Below are 25,947 nucleotides of genomic sequence, written 5' to 3' on the forward strand. Positions count from 1 at the left end.
ACACTATCATCAGGTCTATGGCCACAGAAGATGAATACAGAAGAGGCCGACACGTAGTTTCCGCACTGCACGTCCATCTGGTCTTCGTTACGAAATACCGCAGGAACGTGTTCGACAACGCCATGCTGCGCCGCTGCGAGGACATCATGATCGAAGTCTGCGACAGCTTCGAGGCCGAGCTGCGGGAGTTCAACGGCGAACACGACCACGTCCACCTCCTGGTGAACTACCCACCCAAGGTCGCGATCTCCAAGCTCGTCAACTCGTTGAAAGGCGTCTCCTCGCACTACCTGCGCAAGGAGTTCACCGGCCTTGTCAACCGCGCTCCCATGGGTGGAGTGTTCTGGTCCCCGTCCTACTTCGCCGCCTCCTGCGGCGGCGCACCACTCACGATCATCAAGGCGTACATCGAACAACAACGCCGACCCACCTGACGCCCGGAGCGGACCCGACGGGTTCCGGGTCCGCGCTACGCGCTCCGGCCTGCCCCGCCTCCGGCCTGCCCCGCCTCCGGCCTGCCCCGCCTCCGGCGGGCCATCCCCCAAAGGGGACCGCATTCATCCCCGGCCTCAAGGCCGAGGCTTTCTGCGGACCTTCAGTAACAACACGGATTCCCGGCCCTGAAGAGCCTTTGCCACATGGCCATCCCGGAGTCGCCTAGTGTTTATGCCGGGAGCAATTCCCCCAGGGGAGGACATGATGGGTACGGTCGCGTTCGCCGAAGTGCCGACGCCGGTAGGGCCGTTCGTGCTGGCGGTGACCGAGGTCGGCCTGGCCGCCACGGGATGGGGCTCTCGGACGCATCCGGGGGAGCGGCTCGCGGATCTGACCGAGGTGGACGACCCCGAGCGCACGGCCTTCGCCGTCGCCGAGCTGAACGCCTACTTCGCCGGTGACCTGCGTACGTTCGAGACCCCGATCGACTGGCGCCTGACCTCCGGGTCGCGGCGCCAGGTGCTCAAAACCCTGCACGGCATTCCGTACGGCACCGCCGTCACCTACGGCGAGCTGGCCGAGCGGAGCGGTTCGCGAGTGCCGGCCCGCGGCATCGGCTCGATCATGGGCTCGAACCCGATCCCGATCGTCGTGCCCTGCCACCGCGTCGTCGCGGGCAACGGGCTGGGCGGCTTCAGCGGCGGCGAGGGCGTGGAGACCAAGCGCTGGCTGCTGACCCACGAGGGATACCTGCAGCCGACACTTCTCGATCTCTAGACGCTCGATCTCTAGTCGGTCCGTCCATACCTGCACAGTTGACACACTTGTCGGTGTGCGTCAGCAACCAGTCATCGCCGTCGTGGGCCCCACGGCCGCCGGGAAGTCCGATCTCGCCGTGGATCTCGCGCTCCGTCTCGGGGGCGAGTGCATCAACGCCGACTCGATGCAGCTCTATCGAGGGATGGACATAGGCACGGCGAAGCTTTCCCCGGCCGAACAGCGGGGGGTGCCGCACCACCTGCTCGACATCTGGGACGTCACCGAGACCGCCAGCGTGGCCGAATACCAGAAGCTGGCCAGGCCGCTCATCGAGTCGCTGGCCGCGCCCGTGCTGGTCGGCGGCAGCGGGCTCTACGTGCGCGCGGCCATCGACGATCTGGACTTCCCCGGCACCGACCCGGAGATCAGGGCCCGGCTGGAGGCTGAGCTGGCCGAACGCGGCCCGGCCCCGCTGTACGAGCGGCTGCGCGAGGCCGATCCGGCCGCCGCGTCGGCGATCCTGCCGAGCAACGGCCGCCGCATCGTGCGCGCGCTGGAGGTGATCGAGCATTCGGGCCGCCCGTTCTCGGCCACCATGCCGTCCTTCGAGGCGCTCTACCCGAGCGTGCAGATCGGGCTGGAGGTGCCCAGGCCGGAGCTCGACGAGCGGATCGAGATCCGGGTCGGGCGCATGTGGGCGGCGGGCCTGGTCGACGAGGTGCGGGCACTGCTCGGGCAGGGCCTGGCCGAGGGGCGTACGGCGAGCCGCGCGCTGGGCTACGCCCAGGTGGCGCGCTTCCTCGACGGCGAGTGGAGCGAGGAGCAGGCGTTCGCCGAGACCGTCCGGGCGACCAGGCGCTTCGCCCGCCGCCAGGAGTCGTGGTTCCGCCGCGACCCGCGGGTCCACTGGCTGCCCTACGATGCCCCTGACCTGCTGGATCGCTCCCTGGCGCGGATCGCCGGCCAAGGCTCCGCATAAAATGGTCAAATGCGCTTCCTTAAGGGTCACGGCACCGAGAACGATTTCGTCATCCTCCCTGACCCCGAGGGCGAGCTCGACTTGTCCGCCGTGCTGGTCGCCAAGATCTGCGAACGGCGCTCCGGGATCGGCGCCGACGGCGTCCTGCGCGTGGTCCGTACCAAGCTGAGCCCCGAGGTGGCCGACCAGGCCGCCACGGCCGAGTGGTTCATGGACTACCGCAACGCCGACGGCAGCATGGCCGAGATGTGCGGCAACGGCGCCCGCGTCTTCGCCCGCTACCTCGTCGAGACGGGGCTGGTCGGGGAGAGTGACTTCAGCATCGCGACCAGGGGCGGCGTCAGGAAGATCCGCATCGAGGACAACGGCGACGTCACCGTCGACATGGGCAAGCCCGTCGTGCGCGGCCACAGCGTCACCACCGTCGCCGGTCACGAGTACGAAGGCGTCCACGTCGACGTCGGCAACCCGCACCTGGCCTGCCCCATCGGCGACCCCGTCGTCCAGCTCGACCTGACCCACCAGCCCGGCTTCGACCCGGGGGTCTTCCCCAGCGGCGTCAACATCGAGCTGTTCAACGCGGTCGGCCCCAGCCGCGCGGTCATGCGCGTCTACGAGCGCGGCTCGGGCGAGACCCGATCCTGCGGCACCGGCACGGTCGCCACCGCCGTCGCGGCGGCGGGCCTGAGCGGGGAGACCACCGGCAAGTGGACGATCGAGGTGCCCGGCGGCACCGTCGTCGTCACGCTCACCGAGGAGACCAGCTACCTGACCGGCCCCGCCGTCATCGTCGCGGGCGGGAACCTGATGCTTGCAGAATGATGTTCTCCTGAGGGATGCTGAGTCCACTTGCCGAACTGAGCTTTTGCGAGCGGAGGGAAGGTGGACATGGCGGACCCCAGAACCACGGCGGCGCGCGTCAAGGGCCCCATCGGCCAATACGGTGGCGGCTTCATGGTCTCCAGAGAGGCCAAGGCCCGCTGCGAGGAGTACGGCCTCGGCCCGCGTGAGTTCTACTTCCGCGGGCGCTGCGGGGTCCTCGGCGAGTGCGCCGCCGACGTCGTCACCTCCGTCGCGGTCTTCTTCCCCGCCGCCCACGTCGAGGAGAGCTGGTACGGCGGGCGCAAGCTGAGCGTCGAGCGGGCCGTCGAGATCTACACCGACGTCTGCCACGAGTGGGGGCGGCGCAGGCTCGGCGGCTACGACGGCTGCGCCAGGCTCGCCGAGCTGCTCGAACCGGTCGTCGCCCAGGCCCCGGCCGCCGGGGCGCCGTTGTTCGCCGGGTGGCGGGCCGTACCCCTGCCTGACGACGCGCCCGCGCGGGCCACGCAGCTCATGCACGTCGTACGGGAGCTGCGAGGGGGGCTGCACGCCAACGCGGTGATCGCGGCGGGCCTCGACCCGCTGGAGGCGATGCTGGCGGCCGACCACGACGGCACCCCTTTCGGACACGCCACCGGTGAGGTGATGGCGAAGTTCTTCACGTGGCCGGAGCCGTACCAGAAGCCGGGTCCCGCTGTCGTCGCGAAAAGGGCCGCGGTCGAAGAGGTGACCGATGATCTGCTGGCATCTGTATTTTCGGTACTCAACAATGATGAATCGGACGAGCTCATCGAGCTTCTGCGTTTTGGGCACGGTGATTGACCTGGCAGACTGACTGCTCATGGACGTGGACATCTGGGCCTGGGTCGGTGAAACCCAGCAGCAGCTTTCTGAGGCGGGCAACGTGGGGCTCGCCATGGCGCTGGGAGACCTGCCCGCACAGGCCTACGAGGGGCGATACCCCCAGCTAGACGTGATGGCTCCGGCCATCGCCCAGCAGGCGGAGGCCCTGGAGCTCCCGTGGCTCGAGTTCTACGCCCGCTACTGGCACCTGCTCGGCCGCGTGGGCGACCGTGCGCAGGGTGCCGTCGCGATCGGTGACGCCGAGCACCTGCTGTCGTTCGCTCAGCGCGAAGAGGTGCGTGACTGCCCGGCCACCCCGGCCGCGGTAGAGGCGCTCGCCCTGGCGTGGGCCAACGCCGACGGCCCTGGCTATGCCACCGAGCGCCTGGAGACGCTCGACGCGGTCATCCAGGACCTGGAGCCGGCCAACCCCGCCTACACCGGGCTGGTGACGCAGTACGTCGCCGCGCTCATCGACGCGGGCCGGGCCGGCGAAGCCGTGACCTACGCCGAGACCGCCGTCGAGCGGCTGCGCGCCGCCGACCGCGAGGCCAGCTGGGAGCTCGGCGCCGAGAGCGCCCGCGCGCTGCTGGCCGCCGGACGCGGCGAGGACGCGCTGGCCGCGCTCCAGGCCGCGGCCGACTTCCAGGCCGACGACCCGGTGTCCAAGGAACGCAACGACGGCGTACGCCGCGCGCTGATCCTGGCCACGCTGGGCCGCATCGCCGAGGCCGTCGACGCGCTGCCCGACCTCGACGTGGTCGGCGAGCACCCGCGCTCGTGGGTCGAGTGGACACACGCCGTCGCCAAGCTGGCCGGCTCCTCGCAGATCACCAACACCTGGCAGCTCGGGCGCGTGCTGCGCCAGTGGATCGACTACTACGGCATGATGGGCGGCTACCGCGCCCGCTTCGAGCTCTCGCTGGTCGCCGGCGAGCTGGCCATCGCCAGGCAGGGCGTCTGGCAGGCGCGGCTGCTGGCCGACCTGGCCCAGTCGGCCGCCGCCGAGCTGCGCGACAGCACGGGCGTGGCCGAGCGGATCGCCGCCCTGCGCGCCGCCGCCGACGCGACGACCGAGCCGCCCGCGCCCTGCCCGGTCGAGGAGCGGGTCGCCTACTTCGACGCCGCCGACGGCCACAACGCCGACCCCGAGCGGTGGACCGGCTGGCTGGCCCCGCGCTCCGGCGAGGACCTGGAGACCACCCGCCGCCACACCACCACGCTCGGCTTCCTCGGCTACCCGGCGACGGGCGCCGACATCTACTGGAAGCTGCTGGTCGACTCCGGCGACATCGCCACCGCCGACCCCGACGACGTCTCCACGCTGACCACGCTGCTCATCGAGGCCCGCCAGGACGAGCGGCTGGAGCAGATGGCGGCGCTGCTGCCGCACGACACCCAATACCTCGCGATGGCCCGTCTCCACAGCGCCCGCGAGCGCTGGCCGGAGGCGCTGGAGGCGGCCGAGCACGCCGTGGCCGCCGGGGGCGGCGTCGAGGCGCGCCGCCTGGTCGCCACCGCGGCCCAGCAGCTCGACGACAACGCCAAGGGCGCCAAGGCGCTGCTCGAAGTGATCGACGAGATCACCGAAGAGGACACCTGGCGCATGATCGTCATGGCCACCTCGAGCGAGGACTGGGACATCGTCCGCAAGGGCACGGCCAAGATCGGCATGCCGATCAAGTCGACCGAGGGGCCGATCGAGGAGGAGATGGGCCTGATCCGGGTCATCCTCCCCGCGCCCGACGGCGGCCAGCGCCAGATCCTGTCCATCCGCACCGGCCCGGCCACCGCCCGGCTTGCCCTGCCACAGCCGCGCGGCATGGACTACAACGCTGGTGACCTGGTCGTGTTCGACCCGCAACTGCTGGAGCCGGTCCCCGACGACCCCGAAGAGCAGCAGAACTTCGTGCCGCCCTTCGCCGCGGTCCGCGTCCTCCGCCCCGGCGGCTACACCAGCTACTTCTTCGACGGCGCCGCGCCGAACGAGGAGGACTGGGCGGAGTTCACCGAGGTCATGGCCGAGCGCGGCTGGCCGATGTGGGTCTACAGCGACGAGAACTACATGGTCACCCACCCGACCGGCGGCGAGCCGCTGCCTGGTGTGTTCGGCTGGGTCGCGGTGCCGCCGGACGTGTCGGCGACCGAGGTCGACGCCCTGCTCGACGACGCCACCGAGCGCTGGTCGCACCCGCTGGCCTGGCTCGACCTGGCCAAGGAGGTCGACGTGGAGGTCGAGCGCCACGAGCGGATCGTCAAGGAATACGGCCTCTAGGATTCTGCAACGCTTCAGCCTCGACAAGGATTACGGTCTCTAGGATGCTGCAACGCTTCAGCCTCGACGGGAAGGTCGCCATCGTCACCGGCGCGTCGTCGGGGCTGGGCGTGGCCTTCGCCCGCGGGCTGGCCGAGGCCGGGGCCGACATCGTGATCGGGGCCCGGCGGCAGGATCGGCTGGACGAGACGCGGCGGCTGGTCGAGGAGACCGGCCGCCGGTGCCTGGCCGTGCCGACCGACGTGGCCAAGGTCGAGGACTGCCAGGCGCTGGTCGCCGCGGCCGTGGAGACCATGGGCGCGGTCGACGTGCTGATCAACAACGCCGGGGTCGGCACCGCCGTGCCAGCGCTGCGGGAGACGCCGGAGGAGTTCCGGCAGGTGGTCGACATCAACCTGCACGGCACGTACTGGATGGCGCAGGCGTGCGCGCGGGTGATGCGGCCCGGCTCGTCGATCGTCAACATCGGCAGCATCCTGGCGGAGACGACGGCCGGGCTGCCGCAGGCCGCCTACAGCGCGTCGAAGGCGGCGGTGATCGGGCTGACCCGCGACCTGGCGCAGCAGTGGACGGGACGGCGGGGGATCCGGGTCAACTGCCTGGAGCCCGGGTTCTTCGCCTCGGAGATGACGGTGCAGTTCAAGGCCGACTACATGGAGCGGATGGTCGCGCAGCGGGTGGTCATGGGGCGGGTGGGGGAAGCGGCGGAGCTGGTGGCCGCGGCGGTCTTCCTGGCGAGTGACGCGTCGTCGTACATCACGGGCGTCGTCCTGCCCGTCGACGGCGGCATCCTCATCACCTGACCAACTCGTCGGGCCGTGCGTCGTCTGGCCGTGCTTTGTCGGGCCGTGCGCCGTCTGGCCGTCCTTTGTCGGGCCACGCGTCGTCCGGCCACGCGTCGTCCGGCCGTGCGTCGTCCGGCCGTGCGGTGCCAGGCCGCTTACCGCCTGGTCAGGGGACGCCTGGTAGTTTGAGCGCGGGTTTATGGCGTGACTTTTCCATGGAGGGGCGATGCAGGACATCGACAGGCTGGCGGCTGTGATCCGTGATGAGCGGCCGTGGGGTGGATTCGAGCGGTTCACCCTCAACGAGGTGTCCACCGTAAAGATCATCGAGGTCTCGCCAGGGCAACGGCTGAGCCTGCAGCGTCATGAGCACCGCTCCGAGCTGTGGGTGGCGCTCGACCCGGGGTGCGTGTTCGAGGTGGACGGGAAGCGCATCGAGCCCGCTGTGGGGGATCGGGTGCTGATCCAGCAGGGGCAGACGCACCGGCTCAGCTCGTCCGGGCCCGCGACGCGGATCCTCGAGATCGCCTTCGGTCACTTCGACGAGGACGACATCGAGCGCCTTGAGGACTCGTACGGGCGCTCTTGACCTCCTCCCCGGCCCTTAGGGCCGGGGGTTCTCCCGTCGCGTGGCGGTTAGGCGGCGCGCGGGGGTTGATGTTTCGCAGACCGGGTACTCCCGAGGTCTCCACGTCCTGACACCACTAGTCCAGCGGCGTTGTTGATGTTGATCGCGGCGTTGGTGTCGGCATGGCCGACCCATCCGCAGGCGGGGTTGACGCAGGCGAATACGGTTGCGTTGCGGCTGGCCGGGTCGCGGTGGTGGCATCGGTGGCAGGTCTGTGAGGTGCCTGGGGCGGGGACTTTGACGACCTGCCCGCCATGGTCGGTGGTCTTGTATTCGAGCAGGGTGACGGTCCGGCCCCACGCCTGGCCGCTGATCGAGCGGTTCAGCCCCGCCTTTTGGGTGACGTTCTTGCCGGGGGCGTCGATCGTGCCCTTGGCGGAGCGGAGCATGTTCGCGATCTGGAGTTTCTCCACCTTGATCACGGCGAAGGTGGCGGCGAGTTCGGTGGTGGTTTGGTGCTGCCAGTCGATGGCCCTGCGCTTGGCTTTCGCGCGGAGCCGGGCGATCTGGTCGTAGGTGCGCCGCTCTCGGTGGGAGGGGCGGGTCCTGTTCGGCCGGGACGCGCGCTGGCGGGCGGACTTCTTCTCCAAACGGCGCAGGTGCTCTTTCTCGCCGGGAGTGAGCCAGTCGCCGTGTTCGCGCATGGTGCCGTCGGACAACGCCAGGGCGACGTTGATGCCTCGGTCGATCCCGACTTGTGGGCCCTGATGCGCGCAGGCGGGCGCGTGCAGGGTTTCGGTGCGGAACACGATCTGCCAGCCGAACGCGTCCTTGATCAGGCGTCCGCCGGTCACCTTGCCCGCAGGAGAGTTCTTCCCGACGCCGGGCAGGTCCTTGGTCCATCGAAACCGCACTCGCCCGACCATCGGCAGGGTGAGTGCGCCCCACCGCGTTGACAGGCGAACGATGCGCATGTTGCGGGCCTGGGGGACATCGACCGCCGGTTGAGGGTGGTTCTTCTTGGACTTGAACGTGGGCTTTCGGGCGGGGTGATCGGGGTTGAAGAAGTTCTCCCACGCCTGCCGATACGTTTTCAGGACGGCTTGGGCGGCTTGGGCGGGCAGTACGGCTAGGAACGGGAAGTCCGCGCGGGCTTGGCGGATCGCCTGATCAGCCTGGGCCAGCGTCGGTCTTCTGCTGGGGAAGTGCGTCCAGTAGGCGTGCAGGCAGTTCCATAGGGTGATCGCGGCGGATGCCTGCTCGTCCAGGAGCGCGGACTGGGCGCAGGTCAGCTCCAGGCGGGCTTTATGCCCGCGCTGCCGCTTGACCACCTCCGGCCCGCTCACCCCTGAATCCTAGCCGATCTAGTATTGGGTTATGGCTGAAACTGGCGACATCAGAACTGGTAGGCACTGTGTTTTCGTTCTCCACGCCCATTTGGTTTTCGTGACGAAGTTCCGGCATAAGGTGTTCGCCGACACCCACTTGACCCGAATGGAAGAGATCATGAGGGACGTGTGCGCGGATTTCGAGACCGAACTGACCGAGTTCAACGGCGGCCACGACCACGTCCACCTGCTGGTGAACTTCCCGCCGAAGGTCGCCCTGTCCAAGCTGGTCAACTCGCTCAAGGGTGTGGCCTCCCGGCGAATGCGCCAGGAGTTTCCCGAACTGGCCGCCCACTACTACCGCGCGAACAAGCTGTGGTCGGGTTCCTACTTCGCCGGGAGCGTCGGCGGCGCACCCCTGTCGATCGTGCGCCAGTACATCGAGCAGCAAAACCAGCCAAGTTAGAGCACCCTCGCGCCCTGGCGGGCACTCCCGCGCGGGCCTTCACCCCCCGGCCTGAAGGTCGGGGCACTGCCCCGCAACCCGGTGGTCGCCTGGCTCTCCCGTCGTGAGGGGTCCCGCCTTTTAAGGCGGGATCCTTTTTGCGGCCGGCCCGGCGAACCCCACCCCCGCACGGGGCCGGGCTCTGTCCAGGGACACGCTCCTCCGGTGGAGCGCGCTGGGCGGCGTGACGTGCGCGTTCTGGGCCCCGTCCGTGGTCCGGCCGAGAGCCGGTGGCCATTCGGTAGGCCCATACCTGGGCGACATGTGACCTTGCCGGGGCCTTGTCCGGGGGTTCGGTGGGCTCTATGTTCGGTGCGTAGTCCGGTGCTTGTTGCGTATTAGGGAACAACCGGAGGGCGCATGGTGAGCCGGCCTCGTTTGGTGATCATTGGAGCCAGGCATCGCCTACCCCGAGACGCCCGCCACCGTCACGGACGCGGAGTGGGCCGAGTACGTGTTCCTGCGGGACAACCCCAAGGGCTGGTTCGACGAGCGCTGGTTCCACGTGCACGGCTGCCGGACCTGGTTCACGCTCCGGCGGCACACCGCCACCCACGAGTTCTGGAAGGCGCCATGACCCGTCTGGACACGGGCGGTCTGGTGGACCGCTCCGTCGTGCTGTCGTTCAGCTTCGACGGTCGCCGCATGGAGGGGCATCCCGGCGACACGCTCGCCTCCGCGACAAGGGCTACCTGCACTGTGACGTCCTGGTGGTCGGCGGCGGCCCCGCCGGGCTGGCCGCCGCGCTCAGCGCCGGGGTGGCGGGCGCCCGGGTGATCCTCGTCGACGACCAGCCCCGGCTCGGCGGCGACCTGCTCAACAGCCGGGTCTGCCTGGACGGCGCCCGCGCGCTCGACTGGGTGGCCCTGGTACGCGCCCAGCTGGCGTCCATGCCCGACGTCCGGGTGCTCACCAGGACCACGGCGATCGGCTACTACGACCACAACTACGTGGTGGCCGTCGAGCGCCGCCCCCGGGGTGAGCGGTTGTGGCATCTGCGCGCGGCCCAGGTCGTCCTGGCGACCGGCGCGCAGGAACGTTCGCTCGCCTTCCCCGGCAACGACCGGCCCGGCGTGATGCTCGCCTCGGCCGCCCGCACCTACGTCAACCGCTACGGCGTACGGCCCGGCCGCCGGGCGGTCGTCTTCGCCTGTACGGACTCGGGTTACGAGGCGGCGCGCGACCTGCGGGCGGCCGGGGTCGAGATCGCCGCCATCATCGATCCGCGCCCGCGAGCCGGTGCCGACGAGCACGAGTTCGCTGAGCAGATCGTCACTGGGACAGTCACGGGGACCGTGGCGGATGCCGACGGTGTGCTCACCGAGGTCCTGGTCGGTGAGCGGCGTTTCGAGGCCGACCTGCTGGCCGTCGCCGGCGGCTGGAACCCGGTCGTCCACCTGTTCAGCCAGTCGCAGGGCCGGACCGTGTTCGACGAGGAGGCGCAGGCGTTCGTGCCCGGCGTCTCCGCCCAGGCCGAACGCTCCGCCGGCGCCTGCCGGGGCCGCTACGGCATCGCTGAGGCCATCCAGGACGGCTACGCGGCGGGCTGCCAGGCGGCCCGGCCGACGGGCAAGAGGCAGGGAGGCGGCTTCCGCGTACCGGAGACCGACGAGCTCCCCCTGCGGCCCCCGGCGGCGCTCTGGGTGGTGGACCCGCTGTCCACCGACGCCTTCGCCGATCTGCATCGAGATGTGACCGTGGCCGACCACGCGCCTGGCCGACGACCACTACCTGATGACCACGACCACCGGCAACGCGGCGGCCGTGCTCGACTGGCTGGAGGAGTGGCGGCAGACCGAGTGGCCGGGGCTCGAGGTGTCGTTCACGTCCGTGACGGACCACTGGGCGACGGTCGCGGTGGTGGGACCGAAGGCGCGGGAGATCATCGGGCTGATCGCGCCGGGGGCCGAGGAGCTGGCGTTCATGACGTACGCGGCCACCAGTGTGCTGGGCGTCGACGGGCGGGTGTTCAGGATCAGCTTCTCCGGCGAGCTGGCCTACGAGGTCAACGTGCCCTGGTGGTACGGCAGGTCGCTTTGGGAGACCGTGCTGGACCTGGGCGCGGTGCCGTACGGGACCGAGACCATGCACGTGCTGCGGGCCGAGAAGGGGTTCGCCATCGTCGGCCAGGAGACCGACGGCACGGTCACCCCGCAGGACCTCGGCATGTCGTGGCTGGTGTCGAAGCGCAAGCCCGACTTCGTGGGCAAGCGCTCGCATGCGCGGCCCGACACCGCCCGCGAGGGGCGCAAGCGGCTGGTGGGGCTGCTCGCCGACGATCCGGCCGCGTTCGTAGCGGAGGGTGCCCAGGTTGTGGGCCAGACCGGGCCGATGCTGGGGCACGTGACCTCCAGCTACCTGAGCGCGGCGCTGGGGCGGAGCTTCAGCCTGGCCATGGTCCGCGGCGTGGCCGTCGGCGACCGGGTCTCGGCGGTGTCGGGGGAGGCGGCCGTGCCCGTGACGGTGGTCGAGCCGGTCTTCTACGACCCCGGCAACACCCGGCGCGACGGTGACCCGGCTGTGCGGCCGGTCGCCGGGCGGGTGGAAGGTTGCCGCAAGGAAAGCCCGGCGGCGGCGTTCGCCGACCGCTTTGAGGCCGCCGGTTCCGAGCGGGTATGCCTGCGTGAGTTGCCCTTCGTGCGGATGTGGGAGGTTCGCGGGGCTGATCCGGGAGTGGGGCTGCGGCTGGGACCCGACTGGTGGCTCGTGACAGAGGACACCGACGAGCGGCCCGGGAGGGTGGACGCGTCGGGTGGCGCCGAAGAGCGGCCCGGTTGGGTGGATGTGTCGGGGCAGCGGACCGTGCTGGAGCTCATGGGGCCGGGCGCGCTGGACGTCCTGATCACCGGCTGCCCGATCGACCTGCACCCGGCGGTGTTCCCAGGGCACGCCCAGACGCTGCTGGGCAAGGCGGCCGTACTCCTCGAACGACTGGCGGGGGAGGGCGGCTACCGGATCTACGTGCGTTCGTCCTACGCCGCCTACCTCGCCGAATGGTTGCTTGACGCACTTGAGGGATAAATAGGCGCTTAGGGGTAATTGCTCTACCTAGACTTTACGAAAACTTGAGTCTGGGGGTGGAGCGTGCGGCTTCGGGTGGGTTTGGCCGGTTTGGCCACAGTGGGATTGCTCGCGGGATGCGGGCAGCTGGATGCGCAGACACCTAAAGCCGACACGGGCAAGGCCTCGTCGGCCGACGTGGGGGACGCCCGCAAGAAGCTGGCCAAGCTCGCCGTCAAAGGCCGCGCGCCGCGTACCGGCTTCGAGCGGGAGAAGTTCGGCCCGGCATGGGCGGACGTCGACCACAACGGCTGCGACACGCGTAACGACATTTTGAAGCGCGACCTGAAGGACGAGACGTTCAAGTCGGGCACGCACGACTGCATCGTCCTCACCGGCGTGCTGAACGACCCCTACAGCGGCAAGACCATCACGTTCAAGCGCGGCCAGGACACCAGCACCGCCGTGCAGATCGACCACCTGATCCCGCTGTCGGACGCCTGGCAGAAGGGCGCGCAGCAGTGGACGGCGGACAAGCGCAAGGAGTTCGCCAACGACCCGATGAACCTGATGGCCGTGGACGGGCCGCTCAACGGCCAGAAGAGCGACTCCGACGCCGCGACCTGGCTGCCGCCGCGCAAGGCGTACCGCTGCACCTACATCGCCAAGCAGATCGACGTGAAAGCGAAGTACGACCTGTGGCTGACCACCGGTGAGAAGGACGCGATGACCGGCATCCTCGACTCCTGCTGACGATCCGGGCGCGCCGCCTCGAAGAGGAGGCGCACCCGGCCGGCGCGTCAGTCGTCGTCGTCCGTACGGTCGGTGCTCTGGCCCAGGACCTTCCCCGTGGCCGCGTCGACGTCGAGTTCGTGGTCCACGTTGCCCTTGACCACCTCCACCTCCCACACGTCCGGCCGGTTCCCGCGGCCGTCGTAGGAGACCTCCTTGACCCACGCGCCGGGAACCTGCTGGTGCGCGATCTCGATGGCCCGCTCGGCCGTGACCTTGGGAGCCGCGGCGGTGGTCGTGGCGGCGGCGTAGGCGGCACCGCCACCCGCGACGAGGACGACGGCTCCGGCACCCGCTGCGACGAACTTGGTGATTGTGTTCATGCCCCTACGCAATCGTGATCGTCGGTAAGGCCGCGCTAAGCCCCGGTTAACGTCACCTCCACTACCGCCCCGCCCCCGGACGGGGCCGAGACCGACAGCCGCCCGCCCGCGTCCTCGGCCGTGCGCCGGGCGATGTCCAGGCCGAGCCCGGTGGATCCGCCTCCGCTGTTGCCGCGCTCCAGGAGCGCCTGGTCGAAGCCGGGGCCCTCGTCGGAGACCGTCAGCACGGCTCCGGGAGGGCGGGCCGCCAGCCGTACGGACAGGGCGGCTCCTTCGGGAGTGTGCGCGAACACGTTGCCGAGCAGCGCGTCCACGCAGGCGGCGAGGTCCTCCGCGCGGACCGCCACAGGGAGCGGGCCGGACGGAAGGTCCACCTCGACGGCCCGTCCCTGATCCTCCGCGAGCACCGACCAGAACCGCACCCGCTCCCGTACCACCGCCGTCGCGTCGCACTCCTCCAGGCCGGCGGCGCGGCGGCGGGCGTCGGTGATGACCGCGCTGACGGCCCGCTCCAGGGCGTCCACGCGGGCCCCGACGCGTTCCGCCTCCTCAGGGTCGCGCATCGACTCCACATCCAGCCGGAGAGCGGTCAGAGGGGTGCGCAGCCGGTGTGACAGGTCTGCCACCGACTCCCGCTCGGCCGCCAGCAGGTCGTGGATCCGCCCGGCCAGGTGGTTCAGCGCGAGCGCCACCGAGCGCACCTCCGGCGGGCCGCCCGGCTCCGCCCGCGCGGCCAGGTCGCCGCCCGCCAGCCGGTGCGAGACCTTGGCCAGCCCGTCGATCGGCCTGGTGACGGCGAGCGCCAGCCGGTCGGCCAGGACGATGCCCAGCATCGCCAGCGCCAGGCCGAGCACCAGCAGCGCCAGCCACGCCTCGCGGACCCCGCGCAGTAGTTCCGCCTCGTCCGCGAACGCCCTGATCACCACCGTTCCCTCCGGGGAACGCACCGAGACGAGCACCTCCCTGCCGCCCGGGGCCTCGGCCGTGACGCTACGGCCGGTGGTGGCCAGCCGTACCGCGTCGGAGCGGGGCGCGGCCTGGCCGAGCGTCCGCCCGTCGGGCATGAACACCGTCACGGGGTAGGAGACCTTCGCCACCGCGAGCTCCAGGTCGGGCGTGCCGACCGCGACGGCGACCGACTCGGCGGCGGCGGTGGCGCGGTTCATGGCGCCGTTCTGGGCCACGGAGCGGATCAGCAGCGCCATCGGCACCAGCAGCGCGATCAGCACGACCGAGGTGGTCGCGGCCACCAGGAGCGCCAGCCAGCGCCTCATGACGGTTCGACCAGCTTGACCCCGACGCCTCGCACCGTGTGCAGATAACGCGGTTCCGCGGCGGTCTCGCCCAGTTTCCTGCGCAGCCACGACAGGTGCACATCGACGGTCTTGTCCGCCCCGCCGTACGGGAGCTGCCACACCTCGGTCAGCAGTTCCCGCTTGGTGACCACCTCGCCGGGCCGGGCGGCGAGGTAGCGCAGCACGTCGAACTCGCGCGGCGTCAGGTCCAGCTCCTCGCCGCCGATCGTGGCGACCCGCGCACGCGGGTCGACGCGCAGCGCGCCGACCTCCAGCGGCTCGGGCGCGGAGTCGCCCGCGCGGCGCAGCACAGCCCTGATCCGGGCGTCGAGCTGCGCGGAGCTGTACGGCTTGACCACGTAGTCGTCGGCACCCGCGTCGAGCACCGGCACCATCTCGGCATCCCCGTCACGGGCGGTGGCGACGATCACCGGCACCCGGCTCACCGCCCGCAGCATGCGCAGCAGGTCCACGCCGTCGAGGTCGGGCAGCCCCAGATCGAGCACGATCAGGTCGGGCCGGTCCTCGACGGCCAGCCGCAACCCGTCCAGGGCCGTGGGGGAGGAGGAGACGGCATGGCCGAGCTCCCGCAGCCCGCGGCTCAGCGCCGTGCGGATCGCCACGTCGTCCTCGATGAGCAGGATGTCAGCCATATATGGCAACGGTAGAGGGTGCCAGGACATGGGCAGGGCCGCCTTATCGTGGCGTTAACCCGGCCTTATCCGGAGAGGGGGGAAGCTGGCGTGGTGAAGCGACTCGTGCTGGCCTGGGCCGCCACCGCGCTCGCCGCGACGGGTGCGGCCGTGGCGGTGCTCGGGCTGCTCGGCGGAGTGTTCACCGGCACGTCCGGGCGGGTGCTGAGCCAGAGCGAGATCCGCGCCGCCCTCGCCACCGCTCCTGTGCGGCCGCCCGGGACCGCCGCCCCGAAGGCGTCCGCGGGTCCGCGTGGCGACAAGGTCCTCCGTACGGCCGGCGGCACCGTGATCGCCTCCTGCGCGGGCGGCCGGGTGACACTGCGCTCGTGGAGCCCCGCCCAGGGCTACTCCGTCGACGACGTCGACCCGGGCCCCCGGCAGGAGGCCAGGGTCGAGTTCGACGCCGACGAAGACGAGGGCACCGACGTCGAAGTGCGGATCGGCTGCTCGGGCGACCAGCCGGTCATGCTTCCGCGCTGAGGGCCGCCTTCGTGAGCTCGGCCTGCCGTCTGATCTGCCCCATGACGATGGGGTTGACCCCTTTGGCCTGGAACAGCGCGACCATCTTGTCCATCACCGCGTTCGCCCGATCGAGGTCGCCCTGCCGGGCTTCGGCCCTGGCCAGGCGGCGCAGCACCATGTTCAGGGTGATGTTGTCGACGCTGGCGTCACGGGCCACCGCGGTGAGCTGCTCGATGCCCTGCTTGAGGTCCGGTGGCCGGATCCGTACGTGCTTGGCGGCGGTGATCGCCTTGAACTCCCGCTCGGCGTTGAGCCCCTTGACCATCCGGGCGTAGACGGCCAGCGGGTGGCCGCCGTACCTGCCGATCACCTCGTCCAGCGCCCGGTTGCCCGAGCTCAGCGTCGGCGAGTCGGAGCCGAGCAGCGAGAACAGCTTGCCCTGCTCGTCGCCGAGCATCAGCTCGGCCACCCGGTGGTCGTCCGCGCCGACCGGGTAGCGCACCTTGACCAGGCAGGCGGGGGAGACGATGCGGGATCCGTCGGCGGCGATGTACTGGCCGCGCACCTGGTACTCGCCGGGCTGCTGGAAGTAGTGCCCGTCGCGGCCGTGCCCGATGTAGGCGCTGCGGTACATGGCCGGGTTGCCCGAGTCGAGCCGGATGTCGGGTGAGCTGTCGACGCAGTGCCGCATCATCGGCCGGTAGAGCACGGTCCTGCCGGTCGGCTGGGTGATGGTGACCTGGGTGAACTCGGTGTCGGGGTGGAGGTGGCCGTGCGTGGTGCGCGGCTCCCCGGCCGTGGACAGCTTCAGCTCCACCACGACGGGCTCGCCGAAGCCGAACGACTCCTTGGCCCGCAGTTCGAGCCGCAGCCCTGACTGGTCCACGACCGGCTGCTCGAAGGGCGCGATGTCGGCGGCGCCGGTGCCGAAGGCGTTGGCGCCCATGGCCACGTCCCGGTAGAAACCATGGCGAAGGTGGACGAGCTCGGGGTCGGTGAACTGGAAGGGGAAGGCGGCCCAGTAGCCCTGCTCGCCGCCGGGCTGGTAGTTCTGGACGTAGTTCATCCACGACAGGTCACCGAAGCCGCCGTTCGGGCCGAGCGGCTGGGGTGGGTTGCCCAGGTTCTTCTGCCACGAGTGCAGCAGGTTGAAGGCGTGGCCGAGCTCGTGCACGTACGTGCGCAGCTGCGCCCGCTGCGCCTGCGGGGTCCGGCCTTTGATCGCGTCGTAGAAGACCGCGGATCCCTGCCGCTGATGCGCGTCGTCGTAGTCGAACATGATGCCCCGGTAGCCGCCCACGTGCTTGCTGGCCACCAGCAGCCACACCCGCCAGGCCGGTACGTCCCCGAACGCGCTGAACTGCTGCGTCATCGCGTGATGCAGCTCGGCGTCGTCCCACGCCAGGTCCGCGCCCGACCCGTCGACCGGGATCACCCCGGGCGGGTTGATGGTCAGGCGGATCCCCGCCTCGTCGTACGCGGCGGCCACGCTCAGCTCCCTCGCCGGCGAGCCGGTCGGGCCGGGCAGGGTCCCGGTGTCGTACCTCTCGAACGGCTCGGTGCCCGCCACCGAGTCCTGTTCCAGCAGCACGGTACGGAAGTGGCGGCCGGAGAACGTCAGCTGATAGCTCTGACCGGCGACCTGGGCGGTGCCCACCGTGCCGCTGATCGCGACCGTCACGTCCTTGGCCGGGGTGTCGAAGGAGAACGTCCCGCGCCCGGTGATCTTCGTCCCCGCGCCCTCGGCCACCGCCGCGGCCGTGTTCACCACGAACGAGCCGGCATAGGACGTGGTCGCGCCGGCCGTGGTGAACAGGTCCCCGCTCACCCGCCCCGTGGGCCGCGCCCCGTCCACATCCACCCGGAGTTCGAGGCGCGAGTCTCCGTCCGTACCCTGATACAGCCCACTGATCACGGGGTGCCCCCTGGCGAGATGGATGCGGTTACAGGGGACACTTCTCCCACCGGGGGATCGTGTCAACGCCCTCCGCGCACCTGCAGCGCCGCGAGCAACTCCTCCGACGCCTTGGTGATCGTCTCGACGGCCCGGTCGAACGCCTCGGCGTTGTGCGCGGCGGGCGCGCGGAACCCGGAGATCTTGCGTACGTACTGGAGCGCCGCCGCCCGTACGTCGTCTTCCGTCACGTCCTCGGTGTACGGCGGGCGCAGGGTCTTGATGCTTCTACACATGCCGTCAACGGTAATAGCCGATGCGCTGGCTTATCTCCCTCGCGCCCTCGGCCAGGAGCGCCCCGACCTCGGGCAGCCGCTCGGGCGTGAGCCGGTAGGACGGCCCCGAGACGCTCACCGCGGCCACCACCGAGCCGTCGCTGCCCCTGATCGGCGCGGCCACCGCGTTCAGGCCCACCTCCAGCTCCTCCACCGTGGTGGCCCAGCCGCGCTCCCTGATCTCGGCCAGCCCCAGCCGCCCGGCCTCGGTGAGCGTCGAGGGCGTGAAACGCGCCGGCTCGGCGGGCAGCCACAGCGCCCCGAACGCCAGCAGCACCTTGCCGCTGGAGGTGGCGTGCGAGGGGGTGCGCTGGCCCACCCAGTTGTGAGGCGGTAGCGGCCGCGGTCACCGCTCTGCTCCACCAGCCCGCCCTGCTCCAGCGCGGCCAGCAGCCGGAAGGCCGTGGACTTGTGCACGTCGAGCTGGACGGCGAGGTCCGTCACCCGCGTCGCCCCCTCCGCGCCAGGATCTCCAGGATGGCGATGGCCCGATCGACCGACTGAACGGACGTGTTGCTCATAGCGCAACAGACTAATGCTTCAGCTCCCGCCGGCCATCGGGCTGAGCTCGGCGCCGAAGTCCAGCGCGAGCTTCCGCATGGCCCCGGCCAGCTCCTCCCGGTCGAGGGCGTCGATCCGCTCCGCCGGGCCCGAGACCGACATGGCGGCCACCACCCGGTTCCCGTCGTGCACGGGCACGGCCAGGCAGTGCACGCCGAGCTCCTCCTCACCCAGGTCCATGGCGTAACCGCGGTCCCTGACCAGGCCGAGCTCGGTGAGCATGCCGTCGGTGTCGGTGATCGTGTTGGGGGTACGGCGCGGCATGCCGGTCCGTACGAACACCGCGACCGCCTCCTCCGCCGGCCGCCCGGCCAGCAGCACCTTGCCCACGGCCGTGCTGTGCGGCAGCACCCGCCGCCCGACCTCCGCGAACATCCGCAGCCTGCGCGGCGACGGCACCTGCGCCACATAGACGATGAAGTCGCCCTCCAGCACCGCCAGGTTCGCCGTCTCACCCGACAGCGACACCAGCTTCGACAGGTATGGCCGCGCCCACACCCCGACCATGCTCTCGGCGATGCCGCCCAGCCGCACCAGCCCGCCGCCCAGCGCATAGCGCCGGTCCGACTCCTGGCGTACGTAGCCGCGGGCCAGGAGCGTCTGCAGCAGCCGGTGGATCGTCCCGAACGGCAGCCCGGTCTTTGCCGCGATCTCCGACAGCCCCGCCTCGCCACCGTGCTCGGCCAGCGCCTCCAGCACGTCGAGCGCCCGCTCGACAGACTGCACGCTCACCCGCCCAACCCCCGTCCGGTCAAAGAGAAACCCCGCGCAGCGACGCGTCCAGCACCTCGGCCGTGTGCGCCACCCTGATCCGCGCGCCGCCACGCCGCATCGCGGCGGCGATCTGCATCGTGCAGCCCGGATTCGCCGACACCAGCAGCTCCGCGCCCGTCGAGGCCACCGACTTGGCCTTGCGGTCACCCAGGTCGCGGGCCGCCTCGGGCTGGAAGATGTTGTACGTCCCGGCCGAGCCGCAGCAGATGGCCGACTCCGGCACCTCGCGCAGGTCCAGCCCCGGGATCGCCTTCAGCAGCTCGCGCGGCTGGGCCCGGATCCCCTGGGCGTGGGCCAGGTGGCAGGCGTCGTGATAGGCCACCGTGACGGGCAGGGGATGCCGATCCGCCACCGGTCCCAGCTCGACGAGGAATTCCGACAGGTCCAGCACGCGGAACCCCGGCTCGCTGCCCAGCAGCTGGCCGTACTCCTTCATCGACGACCCGCACCCGGCCGCGTTGACCACGACCGTGTCCACACCGGCCCTGGTGAACGTCCTGACCGTGCGCCGCGCGAGCCGCCTGGCCTGCTCCTCGCGCCCTGAGTGCACGCTGAGCGCCCCGCAGCAGCCCTGGCCGGGCGGGATGACCACGTCGCAGCCCTCCAGCGCGAGCACCCGCGCGGTGGCCGCGTTGACCTGGGGGAAGAACTCGCCCTGGACGCACCCGGTCAGCATGCCGACCACGGCCCGGCGCGGTCCCCTGGCCCGGACCAGCCGCGGTATCCGCTGCCTGCGCCCGACCCGGGGTGCCAGTCCCGCCATCGCCCCGAGGCTGGGATGCACCCGCTCCAGGAACGGCGCCATCCGCTCGGCCAGCCCCATTCCGGGGCGCAGCAGCCGCAGCCGGCGCGGGTAGGGGAACAGGCTGAACACGATCTCCCTGACCGCCCGCTCGCGCGGCTCGCGCACGTGGACCCGCTCGACCTCGGCCCGCGTCTGCTCGATCAGCCGGTTGTACTGGACGCCCGACGGGCAGGCGGTGACGCACGCCATGCAGCCGAGGCAGGCGTCGAAGTGCCCGGCCATCTCCGGCGTCACCGGGGTGCCCTCGACGTGCTGCTTCATCAGGTGGATCCGGCCGCGCGGCGAGTCCATCTCCTCGCCCCACAGCGTGTACGTCGGGCAGGTGGGCAGGCAGAATCCGCAGTGCACGCAGTCGTTGATCAGCTTGGGGTCGATGCCGCCGGACGTCATGCCAGATGCCTCCTGATTACCGCTCACTCAGATGCCGCCGATGAACCGGCCGGGAGACATCCGGCGCTCCGGGTCGAACCGCTCCTTGACCCGCCGCATCAGCGGCAGCGCGCTCACCGGCCCCCAGCGGTCCACGCCCTCGTACGGCGCGGCCAGCACGGTCACCCGGCCGCCCAGCGGCGTCAAGCGCTCCCGCAGGCCGGACACGACACCCGCGAAGTCCGCGGGCGGTTCAGCCGTGGGCTGGAGCCAGACCCGGCCCGCGACGGGCGAGCCGCGGAGCGAGAGCCCGGTGTCGCGTACCTCCGCCAGGACGTCGCCCGTCCGCGCGGGCGGGAACCGCAGCTCGATCAGGAGCTCGTCGTCGCTGACCAGCCCCCACCAGGCGGGTGCCTCGTCCGTGACGGCGCCCGCGCCGATGGCCTCGCGCAGCGCCTCGGCCCGTTGCCCGGCGGCCGAACCCTCGACCAGCACGGCCAGCGTGATCGGCGCGTCCCCGCCGGGCCAGTCGAGCTCGACCGCGCTCGGCTCGGCCTGTGCGGCGGCCAGCATCGCGGTCACCTCCTGAACGTGCCGCTGGGCGAGCTCGGTCACGACATAGCGGCGGTCGGCGGGCAGCGGGTGCAGCCGGAACGTGGCCTCGGCGATGACGCCCAGGGTGCCGTACGAGCCGGTGAACAGCTTGCCCAGGTCGTAGCCCGCGACGTTCTTGACCACCCGGCCGCCCGACTTGGCCACGGTCCCGTCCGGCAGCACGACGGTGATGCCGATGAGCAGGTCGCGGGCCGTACCGTAGCGGAAGGCGCGCGGCCCGGCCGTCGCGGCGGCCAGCGTGCCGCCGACCGTGGCGCCCTCGGCGAACGGCACGTCCAGCGCCAGCTCCTGCCCCTGCTCGGCGAGCGCGTCGGCCAGCGCGTCCATGGTCACCCCGGCCTGGGTCTTGACCACGAGGTCGCCCGCGGCGTGCTCGACGACCTCGTTCAGGCAGCACAGGTCGAGCAGGACGTCACACCGCTCGGGCGGGTGGCCCCAGTGCAGCTTGGTGCCGCCGCCCACGGGCACGACCGCCAGGCCGGCCTCGGCGCAGGCGCGCAGCACGGCCGAGATCTCCTCGACCGACTCGGGCAGGGCCACCACACCCGCTCGCACGCCGCCCACGACGTCGTCCGGCCCGGCCTCCCTGACCGTCACGCCGGTCCGCTCCAGCCCGTCCATCTTCATCAGAACTGCTCCGCCTGCCCCGAGGCGACCAGCGGATGGACGCCCTTGCGCACCCCCGGCACCTCCCCGCACAGCCGCGGCGTGGGGAACACCTTGCCCGGGTTCGACAGGCCCTTCGGGTCGAAGGCGCAGCGGACGAGCTGCATGGTGTCGAGATCGTCCGCGGAGAACATCCTCGGCATGTACTTCGCCTTGTCCACGCCCACCCCGTGCTCACCGGTGATCGACCCGCCGTGCTCGATGCACAGGTCGAGGATGGCGCCCGAGACCGTCTCGGCCCGTTCGCCCGCCCCCGGCTCCGCGTCGTCGAACAGCACCAGCGGATGCAGGTTGCCGTCGCCCGCGTGGAAGACGTTGGCCACCCTGATCCCGTACTCCTCCGACAGCCGGTCGATGGCGGCCAGCACCTTCGGCAGCGAGGTGCGGGGCACCACGCCGTCCTGCACGATGTAGGCGGGGCTGATGCGGCCGACGGCCGCGAACGCCGACTTGCGGCCCTTCCAGATCGCCGCCCGCTCGGCCGGGTCGTCGGCCGTGCGCAGCTCGAACGCCCCCGAGCAGATCTCCCGCAGCCGGGCGAACTGCCGGACGACCTCCCGCTCCGGCCCGTCGAGCTCCACGATCAGCACCGCGCCCGCGCCCTCGGGATAGGAGCAGGACACCGCCGCCTCGGCCGCCTCGATGGCCAGCGCGTCCATCATCTCGATCGCCGCCGGCACGATGCCGGCGCCGACGATGGCCGACACCGCCTGCCCGCCCTGCTCGATGCTCTCGAACGCGGCCAGCACCGTGGTGACGGCCTCCGGGGCGCGGCTCAGCCGTACCGTGATCTTGGTGGCGATGCCCAGCGTGCCCTCCGAGCCGATGAACGCGCCGAGCAGGTCGTAGCCGGGGTCCATCCGGTCGAGGGTCACCAGGTCGCCGTCGGGGGTGACGATCTCGCAGGCTTCGATGTGGTTGACCGTGAAGCCGTATTTGAGGCAGTGGGCGCCGCCGGAGTTCTCCGCCACGTTGCCGCCGATCGAGCAGACCTGCTGGCTGGACGGGTCGGGGGCGTAGTAGTAGCCCTGGTCGCGGACCGCCTCGGTGATCGCCAGGTTGGTGACGCCCGGCTCGACGACGGCCCGCCGGTTGGGCAGATCGATCTCCAGGACGCGGCGCATCTTGGAGGTGACGATGAGCACGCCGTCCTGGCGGGGGAGCGCCCCGCCGGACAGGCCGGTGCCGGAACCGCGGGCCACGAACGGGACCCCGAAGTCGTTGCAGGCACGGACCACCGCGGCGATCTGCTCGGCCGTCTCGGGCAGTACGACGACGCCCGGGGTGGCTCGGTGGTAGGTCAGTCCGTCGCACTCGTAGGTGCGCAGGCGTACCGGGTCCGTGATCACCGAGTCGGCGGGCAGCAGCGCGCGCAGCGCGGCCGTCAGCTCGTCGAGCGGCTTGTCGACCATGACGCCCCCCTTCTGTCGGCCATCCCCGGTCATACCCGGCTCTCCGTCATCCTCGGCCCTACCGGGCTCTCGGCCATCCTCGGTCGTATCCGCCTCTCCGCCATCCTTGGTCATACCCGGTCAATCGCACTACCTTTCCGGATATATCCGGCGGAGACCCGCCGGATATATCCGGAAATTTCGTGATTACGGCATGCGGGCATACGCGGGCAGCGTCAGGAACTCGGCGAAGTCGTCGTCCAGCGCGACCTCCTTGAACAGCGCCGTGGCCTGCGCGTACAGCAGCTCGTCGTAACCCGGCTCGGCCGCGATCTTCGCCAGCTCCTCCGCGATGATCCGCTCGACCAGCTCCTTCGTCACCGTCGCGCCCGTGTCGGCCAGCGTGATGTCGTTGTGGATCCACTGCCAGATCTGCGAGCGGGAGATCTCCGCCGTGGCCGCGTCCTCCATGAGGTTGTGGATCGCCACCGCGCCGAGCCCGCCCATCCAGGCGGCCAGGTAGCGCAGCGCCACGTCCACGTTGCCGCGCAGCCCGGCCTCGGTGATGTCCCCCGGCGTCTCGGAGACCGACAGCAGATCGGCGGCCGAGACCGAGACCTCCTCGCGCGTCCTGTCGAGCTGGTTGGGCCGCGAGCCCAGCACGCCGTCGAACACCTCGCGGCAGATCGGCACCAGGTCGGGGTGCGCGACCCAGGAGCCGTCGAAGCCGTCGCCCGACTCGCGCGTCTTGTCGGCCCGCACCTTCTCCAGCGCGGTCGCGTTGACCTCGGCGTCGCGCCGCGAGGGGATGAACGCCGCCATCCCCCCGATCGCGTGCGCGCCCCGCTTGTGGCAGGTCCGCACGAGCAGCTCGGTGTACGCGCGCATGAACGGCGCGGTCATGGTGACCGCGTTGCGCTCGGGCAGCAGGAACTCCCGGCCCCGGGTGCGGAACTTCTTGATCACGCTGAACAGGTAGTCCCAGCGGCCCGCGTTGAGCCCGGCCGAGTGGTCGCGCAGCTCGTAGAGGATCTCCTCCATCTCGAACGCCGCCGGGTACGTCTCGATCAGCACGGTCGCCCTGATCGTCCCCTGCGGGATCCCCAGCAGGTCCTGGGCGCGGACGAACACCTGGTTCCAGAGCCGCGCCTCCAGGTGCGACTCCATCTTCGGCAGGTAGAAGTACGGGCCGCGCCCCTTGTCCAGCTGCCGCTGGGCGCAGTGGAAGAAGTAGAGCCCGAAGTCGAACAGCGAGGCCGACACCGGCCGCCCGTCCACCAGGGCGTGCTTCTCGTCCAGGTGCCAGCCGCGCGGCCGGACCACGATCGTGGCCAGCTCGGCGTCGGGCTTGAGCGCGTATGTCTTGCCGCCGGTCTCGAAGTCGATCGTCCGGTCGAGCGCGGCGCGCAGGTTGAGGTGGCCGCCGACGCAGTTGGCCCAGAGCGGGGAGTTGGCGTCCTCGAAGTCGGCGAGCCAGACCTTGGCCCCCGAGTTGAGCGCGTTGATCGTCATCTTGCGGTCGACCGGGCCGGTGATCTCGACCCGGCGGTCCTCCAGACCCGGAGCCGGCGGCGCGACGCTCCAGTCGCTCTCCCTGACCCCCTTGGTCTCCGGCAGGAAGTCGAGCCGGCCGCCCGCCGACAGCTCCGCCTGCCGTACGCGCCGGGCTTCCAGCAGCTCCTGGCGGGTGGCGTCGAACTCCCGCTGCAGGCTCTCCACGAAGGCGAGCGCCTCCGGCGTGAGGACCTCGTCGAACCGGTCGTGCATCGGGCCGGTGATCTCCATATGCCCCTTCTTCCATGATGTGGAAAATTGGTTCTGGATTATGGAAGTGAAGCTACTTCATCGGCGGTCCCCGGTTCAAGGTGGGGGTCCCCTGGGGGAGGGTCAGGGGGAAACCCCGATGTACGGCATCCCCTGTGGACGCGAGGATCTGTCTCATGAAGACGATCGTGATCGCGGGTGGCCTCCTCGCCTCGGCATTACTGCTGACGGGCTGCGGGCTGAAGAACCTGGCCGGCCCGACCAACCAGGACACTGTCACGTACCAGGTCACGGACAAGGTCGCCAAGCTGCAGCTCAAGAGCGGCTCGGGCGACACCGTCCTCACCGAGTACGACGGCGCCGCGGTGCGGGTCACCGAGACCCTCCAGTGGCGCAACGAGAAGCCGAAGGCCGAGCACAAGGTCGACGGCGACACGCTCTCCGTGTTCTACAGCTGCCCCAAGGGCTGGGACAGCTGCAGCGTCGACTACAAGATCGAGGTCCCCAAGGGCCTTCAGATCGACGCCGACGCGGGCTCGGGCGACCTCACCATGAGGCAGCTGACCGGGCAGATCGAGGCCAACGCCGGCTCGGGGGACGTGGACGCCAGCGGTCTCGGGACCAAGAAGATCTACGCCGAGGCCGGCTCCGGCAGCATCGACCTGAAGTTCGCCGTCGTGCCCGACAGCGTCGAGTTGCAGAGCGGGTCCGGCGACGCCACCCTGCGGGTTCCGGCCGGTGCCTATGATGTGAAGACCCAGGTCGGATCGGGCGACGTGCAGGTCTCGGTCGACAAGGACCCGGCTTCTCCGCACAAGGTCTCGCTGACCACGGGCTCGGGAGACATAAGCGTGTTGCCGGGATAACCAGGTGATGGCATGAGGGATGTCATGTCACCATCGGGGAA

26 protein-coding genes and 1 pseudogene are annotated in these 25,947 nt (G+C 70.7%); 15 read left to right on the top strand and 12 right to left on the bottom strand.

Annotated elements, in window-relative coordinates; genetic code table 11:
- The first annotated feature begins 17 nt into the window (after nt 1-17).
- From tnpA (ACIBO2_RS39535) to ACIBO2_RS39570, 8 genes are all read left to right on the top strand, one after another.
- Nucleotides 18-434 (top strand): IS200/IS605 family transposase, encoded by a 417-nt coding sequence (gene tnpA / locus ACIBO2_RS39535; RefSeq protein WP_358535429.1) that lies wholly within the window; start codon nt 18-20, stop codon nt 432-434.
- Nucleotides 435-696: 262 nt separating this feature from the next.
- Nucleotides 697-1,212 (top strand): methylated-DNA--[protein]-cysteine S-methyltransferase, encoded by a 516-nt coding sequence (locus tag ACIBO2_RS39540; protein ID WP_358535431.1) that lies wholly within the window; start codon nt 697-699, stop codon nt 1,210-1,212.
- Between the two features lie 55 nt (nt 1,213-1,267).
- Nucleotides 1,268-2,173 (top strand): tRNA (adenosine(37)-N6)-dimethylallyltransferase MiaA, encoded by a 906-nt coding sequence (gene miaA, locus ACIBO2_RS39545; RefSeq protein WP_358535433.1) that lies wholly within the window; start codon nt 1,268-1,270, stop codon nt 2,171-2,173.
- Nucleotides 2,174-2,182: 9 nt separating this feature from the next.
- Nucleotides 2,183-2,995 carry a diaminopimelate epimerase gene (dapF, locus tag ACIBO2_RS39550; RefSeq protein ID WP_358535435.1) on the top strand — a complete coding sequence of 271 codons (813 nt, stop codon included), beginning with the start codon at nt 2,183-2,185 and terminating at the stop codon, nt 2,993-2,995.
- A 66-nt stretch (nt 2,996-3,061) separates the two neighbouring features.
- On the top strand, nt 3,062-3,817 hold the full coding sequence (locus ACIBO2_RS39555; RefSeq protein ID WP_358535437.1) for a hypothetical protein: 756 nt from the start codon (nt 3,062-3,064) through the stop codon (nt 3,815-3,817).
- Nucleotides 3,818-3,836: 19 nt separating this feature from the next.
- Nucleotides 3,837-6,113, top strand: a complete 2,277-nt coding sequence (locus ACIBO2_RS39560; RefSeq protein ID WP_358535439.1) for a tetratricopeptide repeat protein — start codon at nt 3,837-3,839, stop codon at nt 6,111-6,113.
- Nucleotides 6,114-6,157: 44 nt separating this feature from the next.
- Entirely contained in the window at nt 6,158-6,916 is a 759-nt protein-coding gene (locus ACIBO2_RS39565) for an SDR family oxidoreductase (RefSeq protein WP_358535441.1), read from the top strand.
- Between the two features lie 208 nt (nt 6,917-7,124).
- On the top strand, nt 7,125-7,487 hold the full coding sequence (locus ACIBO2_RS39570) for a phosphomannose isomerase type II C-terminal cupin domain (protein WP_214638474.1): 363 nt from the start codon (nt 7,125-7,127) through the stop codon (nt 7,485-7,487).
- Nucleotides 7,488-7,534: 47 nt separating this feature from the next.
- Here ACIBO2_RS39570 and ACIBO2_RS39575 read toward each other — a convergent pair whose 3' ends face one another.
- Nucleotides 7,535-8,812, bottom strand: a complete 1,278-nt coding sequence (locus ACIBO2_RS39575) for a transposase (RefSeq protein WP_358535443.1) — start codon at nt 8,810-8,812, stop codon at nt 7,535-7,537.
- 31 nt (nt 8,813-8,843) lie between these two features.
- On the opposite strand from ACIBO2_RS39575, the gene tnpA (ACIBO2_RS39580) reads away from it, so the two are divergent.
- From tnpA (ACIBO2_RS39580) to ACIBO2_RS39600, 5 genes and pseudogenes are all read left to right on the top strand, one after another.
- Entirely contained in the window at nt 8,844-9,260 is a 417-nt protein-coding gene (gene tnpA, locus ACIBO2_RS39580; protein WP_358535445.1) for an IS200/IS605 family transposase, read from the top strand.
- A 427-nt stretch (nt 9,261-9,687) separates the two neighbouring features.
- On the top strand, nt 9,688-9,876 hold the full coding sequence (locus ACIBO2_RS39585; RefSeq protein WP_358535447.1) for a sarcosine oxidase subunit delta: 189 nt from the start codon (nt 9,688-9,690) through the stop codon (nt 9,874-9,876).
- A 181-nt stretch (nt 9,877-10,057) separates the two neighbouring features.
- Nucleotides 10,058-10,708, top strand: a pseudogene (locus ACIBO2_RS39590) (FAD-dependent oxidoreductase); the annotation flags it as partial.
- Between the two features lie 325 nt (nt 10,709-11,033).
- Nucleotides 11,034-12,320: a glycine cleavage T C-terminal barrel domain-containing protein gene (locus tag ACIBO2_RS39595; protein WP_397303639.1), complete on the top strand. Its 1,287-nt coding sequence runs from the start codon at nt 11,034-11,036 to the stop codon at nt 12,318-12,320.
- Between the two features lie 63 nt (nt 12,321-12,383).
- Entirely contained in the window at nt 12,384-13,052 is a 669-nt protein-coding gene (locus ACIBO2_RS39600; protein WP_358535453.1) for an HNH endonuclease family protein, read from the top strand.
- A gap of 47 nt (nt 13,053-13,099) precedes the next feature.
- Here the strand turns inward: ACIBO2_RS39600 and ACIBO2_RS39605 are convergent, their stop codons facing one another.
- From ACIBO2_RS39605 to ACIBO2_RS39615, 3 genes are read right to left on the bottom strand one after another with little or no spacing between them, the layout of a single operon-like run.
- Nucleotides 13,100-13,414 carry a PepSY domain-containing protein gene (locus ACIBO2_RS39605; RefSeq protein ID WP_358535455.1) on the bottom strand — a complete coding sequence of 105 codons (315 nt, stop codon included), beginning with the start codon at nt 13,412-13,414 and terminating at the stop codon, nt 13,100-13,102.
- Between the two features lie 35 nt (nt 13,415-13,449).
- Nucleotides 13,450-14,688: an ATP-binding protein gene (locus ACIBO2_RS39610; protein WP_397303641.1), complete on the bottom strand. Its 1,239-nt coding sequence runs from the start codon at nt 14,686-14,688 to the stop codon at nt 13,450-13,452.
- Complete coding sequence (locus tag ACIBO2_RS39615; RefSeq protein WP_358535460.1) at nt 14,685-15,362, bottom strand: response regulator transcription factor; 678 nt, start codon at nt 15,360-15,362, stop codon at nt 14,685-14,687. The genes ACIBO2_RS39610 and ACIBO2_RS39615 overlap by 4 nt, the downstream gene beginning before the upstream one ends.
- Nucleotides 15,363-15,452: 90 nt before the next feature.
- On the opposite strand from ACIBO2_RS39615, the gene ACIBO2_RS39620 reads away from it, so the two are divergent.
- Entirely contained in the window at nt 15,453-15,884 is a 432-nt protein-coding gene (locus ACIBO2_RS39620) for a hypothetical protein (protein WP_358535462.1), read from the top strand.
- Here ACIBO2_RS39620 and ACIBO2_RS39625 read toward each other — a convergent pair.
- The 8 genes from ACIBO2_RS39625 to aceB all read right to left on the bottom strand — a co-directional run bounded on the left by ACIBO2_RS39625 (nt 15,868) and on the right by aceB (nt 25,061).
- Nucleotides 15,868-17,781 carry a hypothetical protein gene (locus ACIBO2_RS39625; protein WP_358535464.1) on the bottom strand — a complete coding sequence of 638 codons (1,914 nt, stop codon included), beginning with the start codon at nt 17,779-17,781 and terminating at the stop codon, nt 15,868-15,870. The two genes, ACIBO2_RS39620 and ACIBO2_RS39625, sit on opposite strands and share 17 nt — an antisense overlap.
- A gap of 62 nt (nt 17,782-17,843) precedes the next feature.
- Nucleotides 17,844-18,056 (bottom strand): DUF2277 domain-containing protein, encoded by a 213-nt coding sequence (locus tag ACIBO2_RS39630; protein ID WP_225290696.1) that lies wholly within the window; start codon nt 18,054-18,056, stop codon nt 17,844-17,846.
- 4 nt (nt 18,057-18,060) lie between these two features.
- Nucleotides 18,061-18,414: an IclR family transcriptional regulator C-terminal domain-containing protein gene (locus ACIBO2_RS39635; RefSeq protein ID WP_358535466.1), complete on the bottom strand. Its 354-nt coding sequence runs from the start codon at nt 18,412-18,414 to the stop codon at nt 18,061-18,063.
- A 221-nt stretch (nt 18,415-18,635) separates the two neighbouring features.
- Nucleotides 18,636-19,388, bottom strand: a complete 753-nt coding sequence (locus tag ACIBO2_RS39640) for an IclR family transcriptional regulator (protein WP_358535468.1) — start codon at nt 19,386-19,388, stop codon at nt 18,636-18,638.
- 19 nt (nt 19,389-19,407) lie between these two features.
- The gene (locus ACIBO2_RS39645; RefSeq protein WP_358535470.1) at nt 19,408-20,625 is read right to left on the bottom strand and encodes a heterodisulfide reductase-related iron-sulfur binding cluster; all 1,218 of its coding nucleotides are present in this window, start codon (nt 20,623-20,625) and stop codon (nt 19,408-19,410) included.
- A 27-nt stretch (nt 20,626-20,652) separates the two neighbouring features.
- Nucleotides 20,653-21,846 carry an FAD-binding oxidoreductase gene (locus tag ACIBO2_RS39650; protein ID WP_397303645.1) on the bottom strand — a complete coding sequence of 398 codons (1,194 nt, stop codon included), beginning with the start codon at nt 21,844-21,846 and terminating at the stop codon, nt 20,653-20,655.
- A complete protein-coding gene (locus ACIBO2_RS39655) occupies nt 21,846-23,297 on the bottom strand; it encodes an FAD-linked oxidase C-terminal domain-containing protein (protein ID WP_358535474.1) in 1,452 nt (483 codons plus the stop codon). Before ACIBO2_RS39655 ends, ACIBO2_RS39650 begins: the two co-directional genes overlap by 1 nt.
- 186 nt (nt 23,298-23,483) lie before the next feature.
- Nucleotides 23,484-25,061 (bottom strand): malate synthase A, encoded by a 1,578-nt coding sequence (aceB, locus tag ACIBO2_RS39660; protein WP_397303647.1) that lies wholly within the window; start codon nt 25,059-25,061, stop codon nt 23,484-23,486.
- A gap of 155 nt (nt 25,062-25,216) precedes the next feature.
- Between aceB and ACIBO2_RS39665 the strand changes: the two genes are divergently transcribed.
- Entirely contained in the window at nt 25,217-25,906 is a 690-nt protein-coding gene (locus ACIBO2_RS39665; protein WP_358535478.1) for a DUF4097 family beta strand repeat-containing protein, read from the top strand.
- The last annotated feature ends 41 nt before the right edge of the window (nt 25,907-25,947 follow it).

The sequence above is a fragment of the Nonomuraea sp. NPDC050022 genome (genome assembly GCF_044460705.1).
Taxonomy (GTDB): Bacteria; Actinomycetota; Actinomycetes; order Streptosporangiales; family Streptosporangiaceae; genus Nonomuraea.

Excerpts from the sequence above, each read along its gene's own strand:
- tnpA (WP_358535429.1), top strand. The coding sequence starts at position 18 with ATGGCCACAGAAGATGAATACAGAAGAGGCCGACACGTAGTTTCCGCA.
- ACIBO2_RS39540 (WP_358535431.1), top strand. The coding sequence starts at position 697 with ATGATGGGTACGGTCGCGTTCGCCGAAGTGCCGACGCCGGTAGGGCCG.
- dapF (WP_358535435.1), top strand. The coding sequence starts at position 2,183 with ATGCGCTTCCTTAAGGGTCACGGCACCGAGAACGATTTCGTCATCCTC.
- ACIBO2_RS39555 (WP_358535437.1), top strand. The coding sequence starts at position 3,062 with ATGGCGGACCCCAGAACCACGGCGGCGCGCGTCAAGGGCCCCATCGGC.
- ACIBO2_RS39560 (WP_358535439.1), top strand. The coding sequence starts at position 3,837 with ATGGACGTGGACATCTGGGCCTGGGTCGGTGAAACCCAGCAGCAGCTT.
- ACIBO2_RS39565 (WP_358535441.1), top strand. The coding sequence starts at position 6,158 with ATGCTGCAACGCTTCAGCCTCGACGGGAAGGTCGCCATCGTCACCGGC.
- ACIBO2_RS39570 (WP_214638474.1), top strand. The coding sequence starts at position 7,125 with ATGCAGGACATCGACAGGCTGGCGGCTGTGATCCGTGATGAGCGGCCG.
- tnpA (WP_358535445.1), top strand. The coding sequence starts at position 8,844 with ATGGCTGAAACTGGCGACATCAGAACTGGTAGGCACTGTGTTTTCGTT.
- ACIBO2_RS39595 (WP_397303639.1), top strand. The coding sequence starts at position 11,034 with ATGACCACGACCACCGGCAACGCGGCGGCCGTGCTCGACTGGCTGGAG.
- ACIBO2_RS39605 (WP_358535455.1), bottom strand. The coding sequence starts at position 13,414 with ATGAACACAATCACCAAGTTCGTCGCAGCGGGTGCCGGAGCCGTCGTC.
- ACIBO2_RS39610 (WP_397303641.1), bottom strand. The coding sequence starts at position 14,688 with ATGAGGCGCTGGCTGGCGCTCCTGGTGGCCGCGACCACCTCGGTCGTG.
- ACIBO2_RS39615 (WP_358535460.1), bottom strand. The coding sequence starts at position 15,362 with ATGGCTGACATCCTGCTCATCGAGGACGACGTGGCGATCCGCACGGCG.
- ACIBO2_RS39630 (WP_225290696.1), bottom strand. The coding sequence starts at position 18,056 with ATGTGTAGAAGCATCAAGACCCTGCGCCCGCCGTACACCGAGGACGTG.
- ACIBO2_RS39645 (WP_358535470.1), bottom strand. The coding sequence starts at position 20,625 with ATGACGTCCGGCGGCATCGACCCCAAGCTGATCAACGACTGCGTGCAC.
- ACIBO2_RS39650 (WP_397303645.1), bottom strand. The coding sequence starts at position 21,846 with ATGAAGATGGACGGGCTGGAGCGGACCGGCGTGACGGTCAGGGAGGCC.
- ACIBO2_RS39655 (WP_358535474.1), bottom strand. The coding sequence starts at position 23,297 with ATGGTCGACAAGCCGCTCGACGAGCTGACGGCCGCGCTGCGCGCGCTG.
- aceB (WP_397303647.1), bottom strand. The coding sequence starts at position 25,061 with ATGGAGATCACCGGCCCGATGCACGACCGGTTCGACGAGGTCCTCACG.
- ACIBO2_RS39665 (WP_358535478.1), top strand. The coding sequence starts at position 25,217 with ATGAAGACGATCGTGATCGCGGGTGGCCTCCTCGCCTCGGCATTACTG.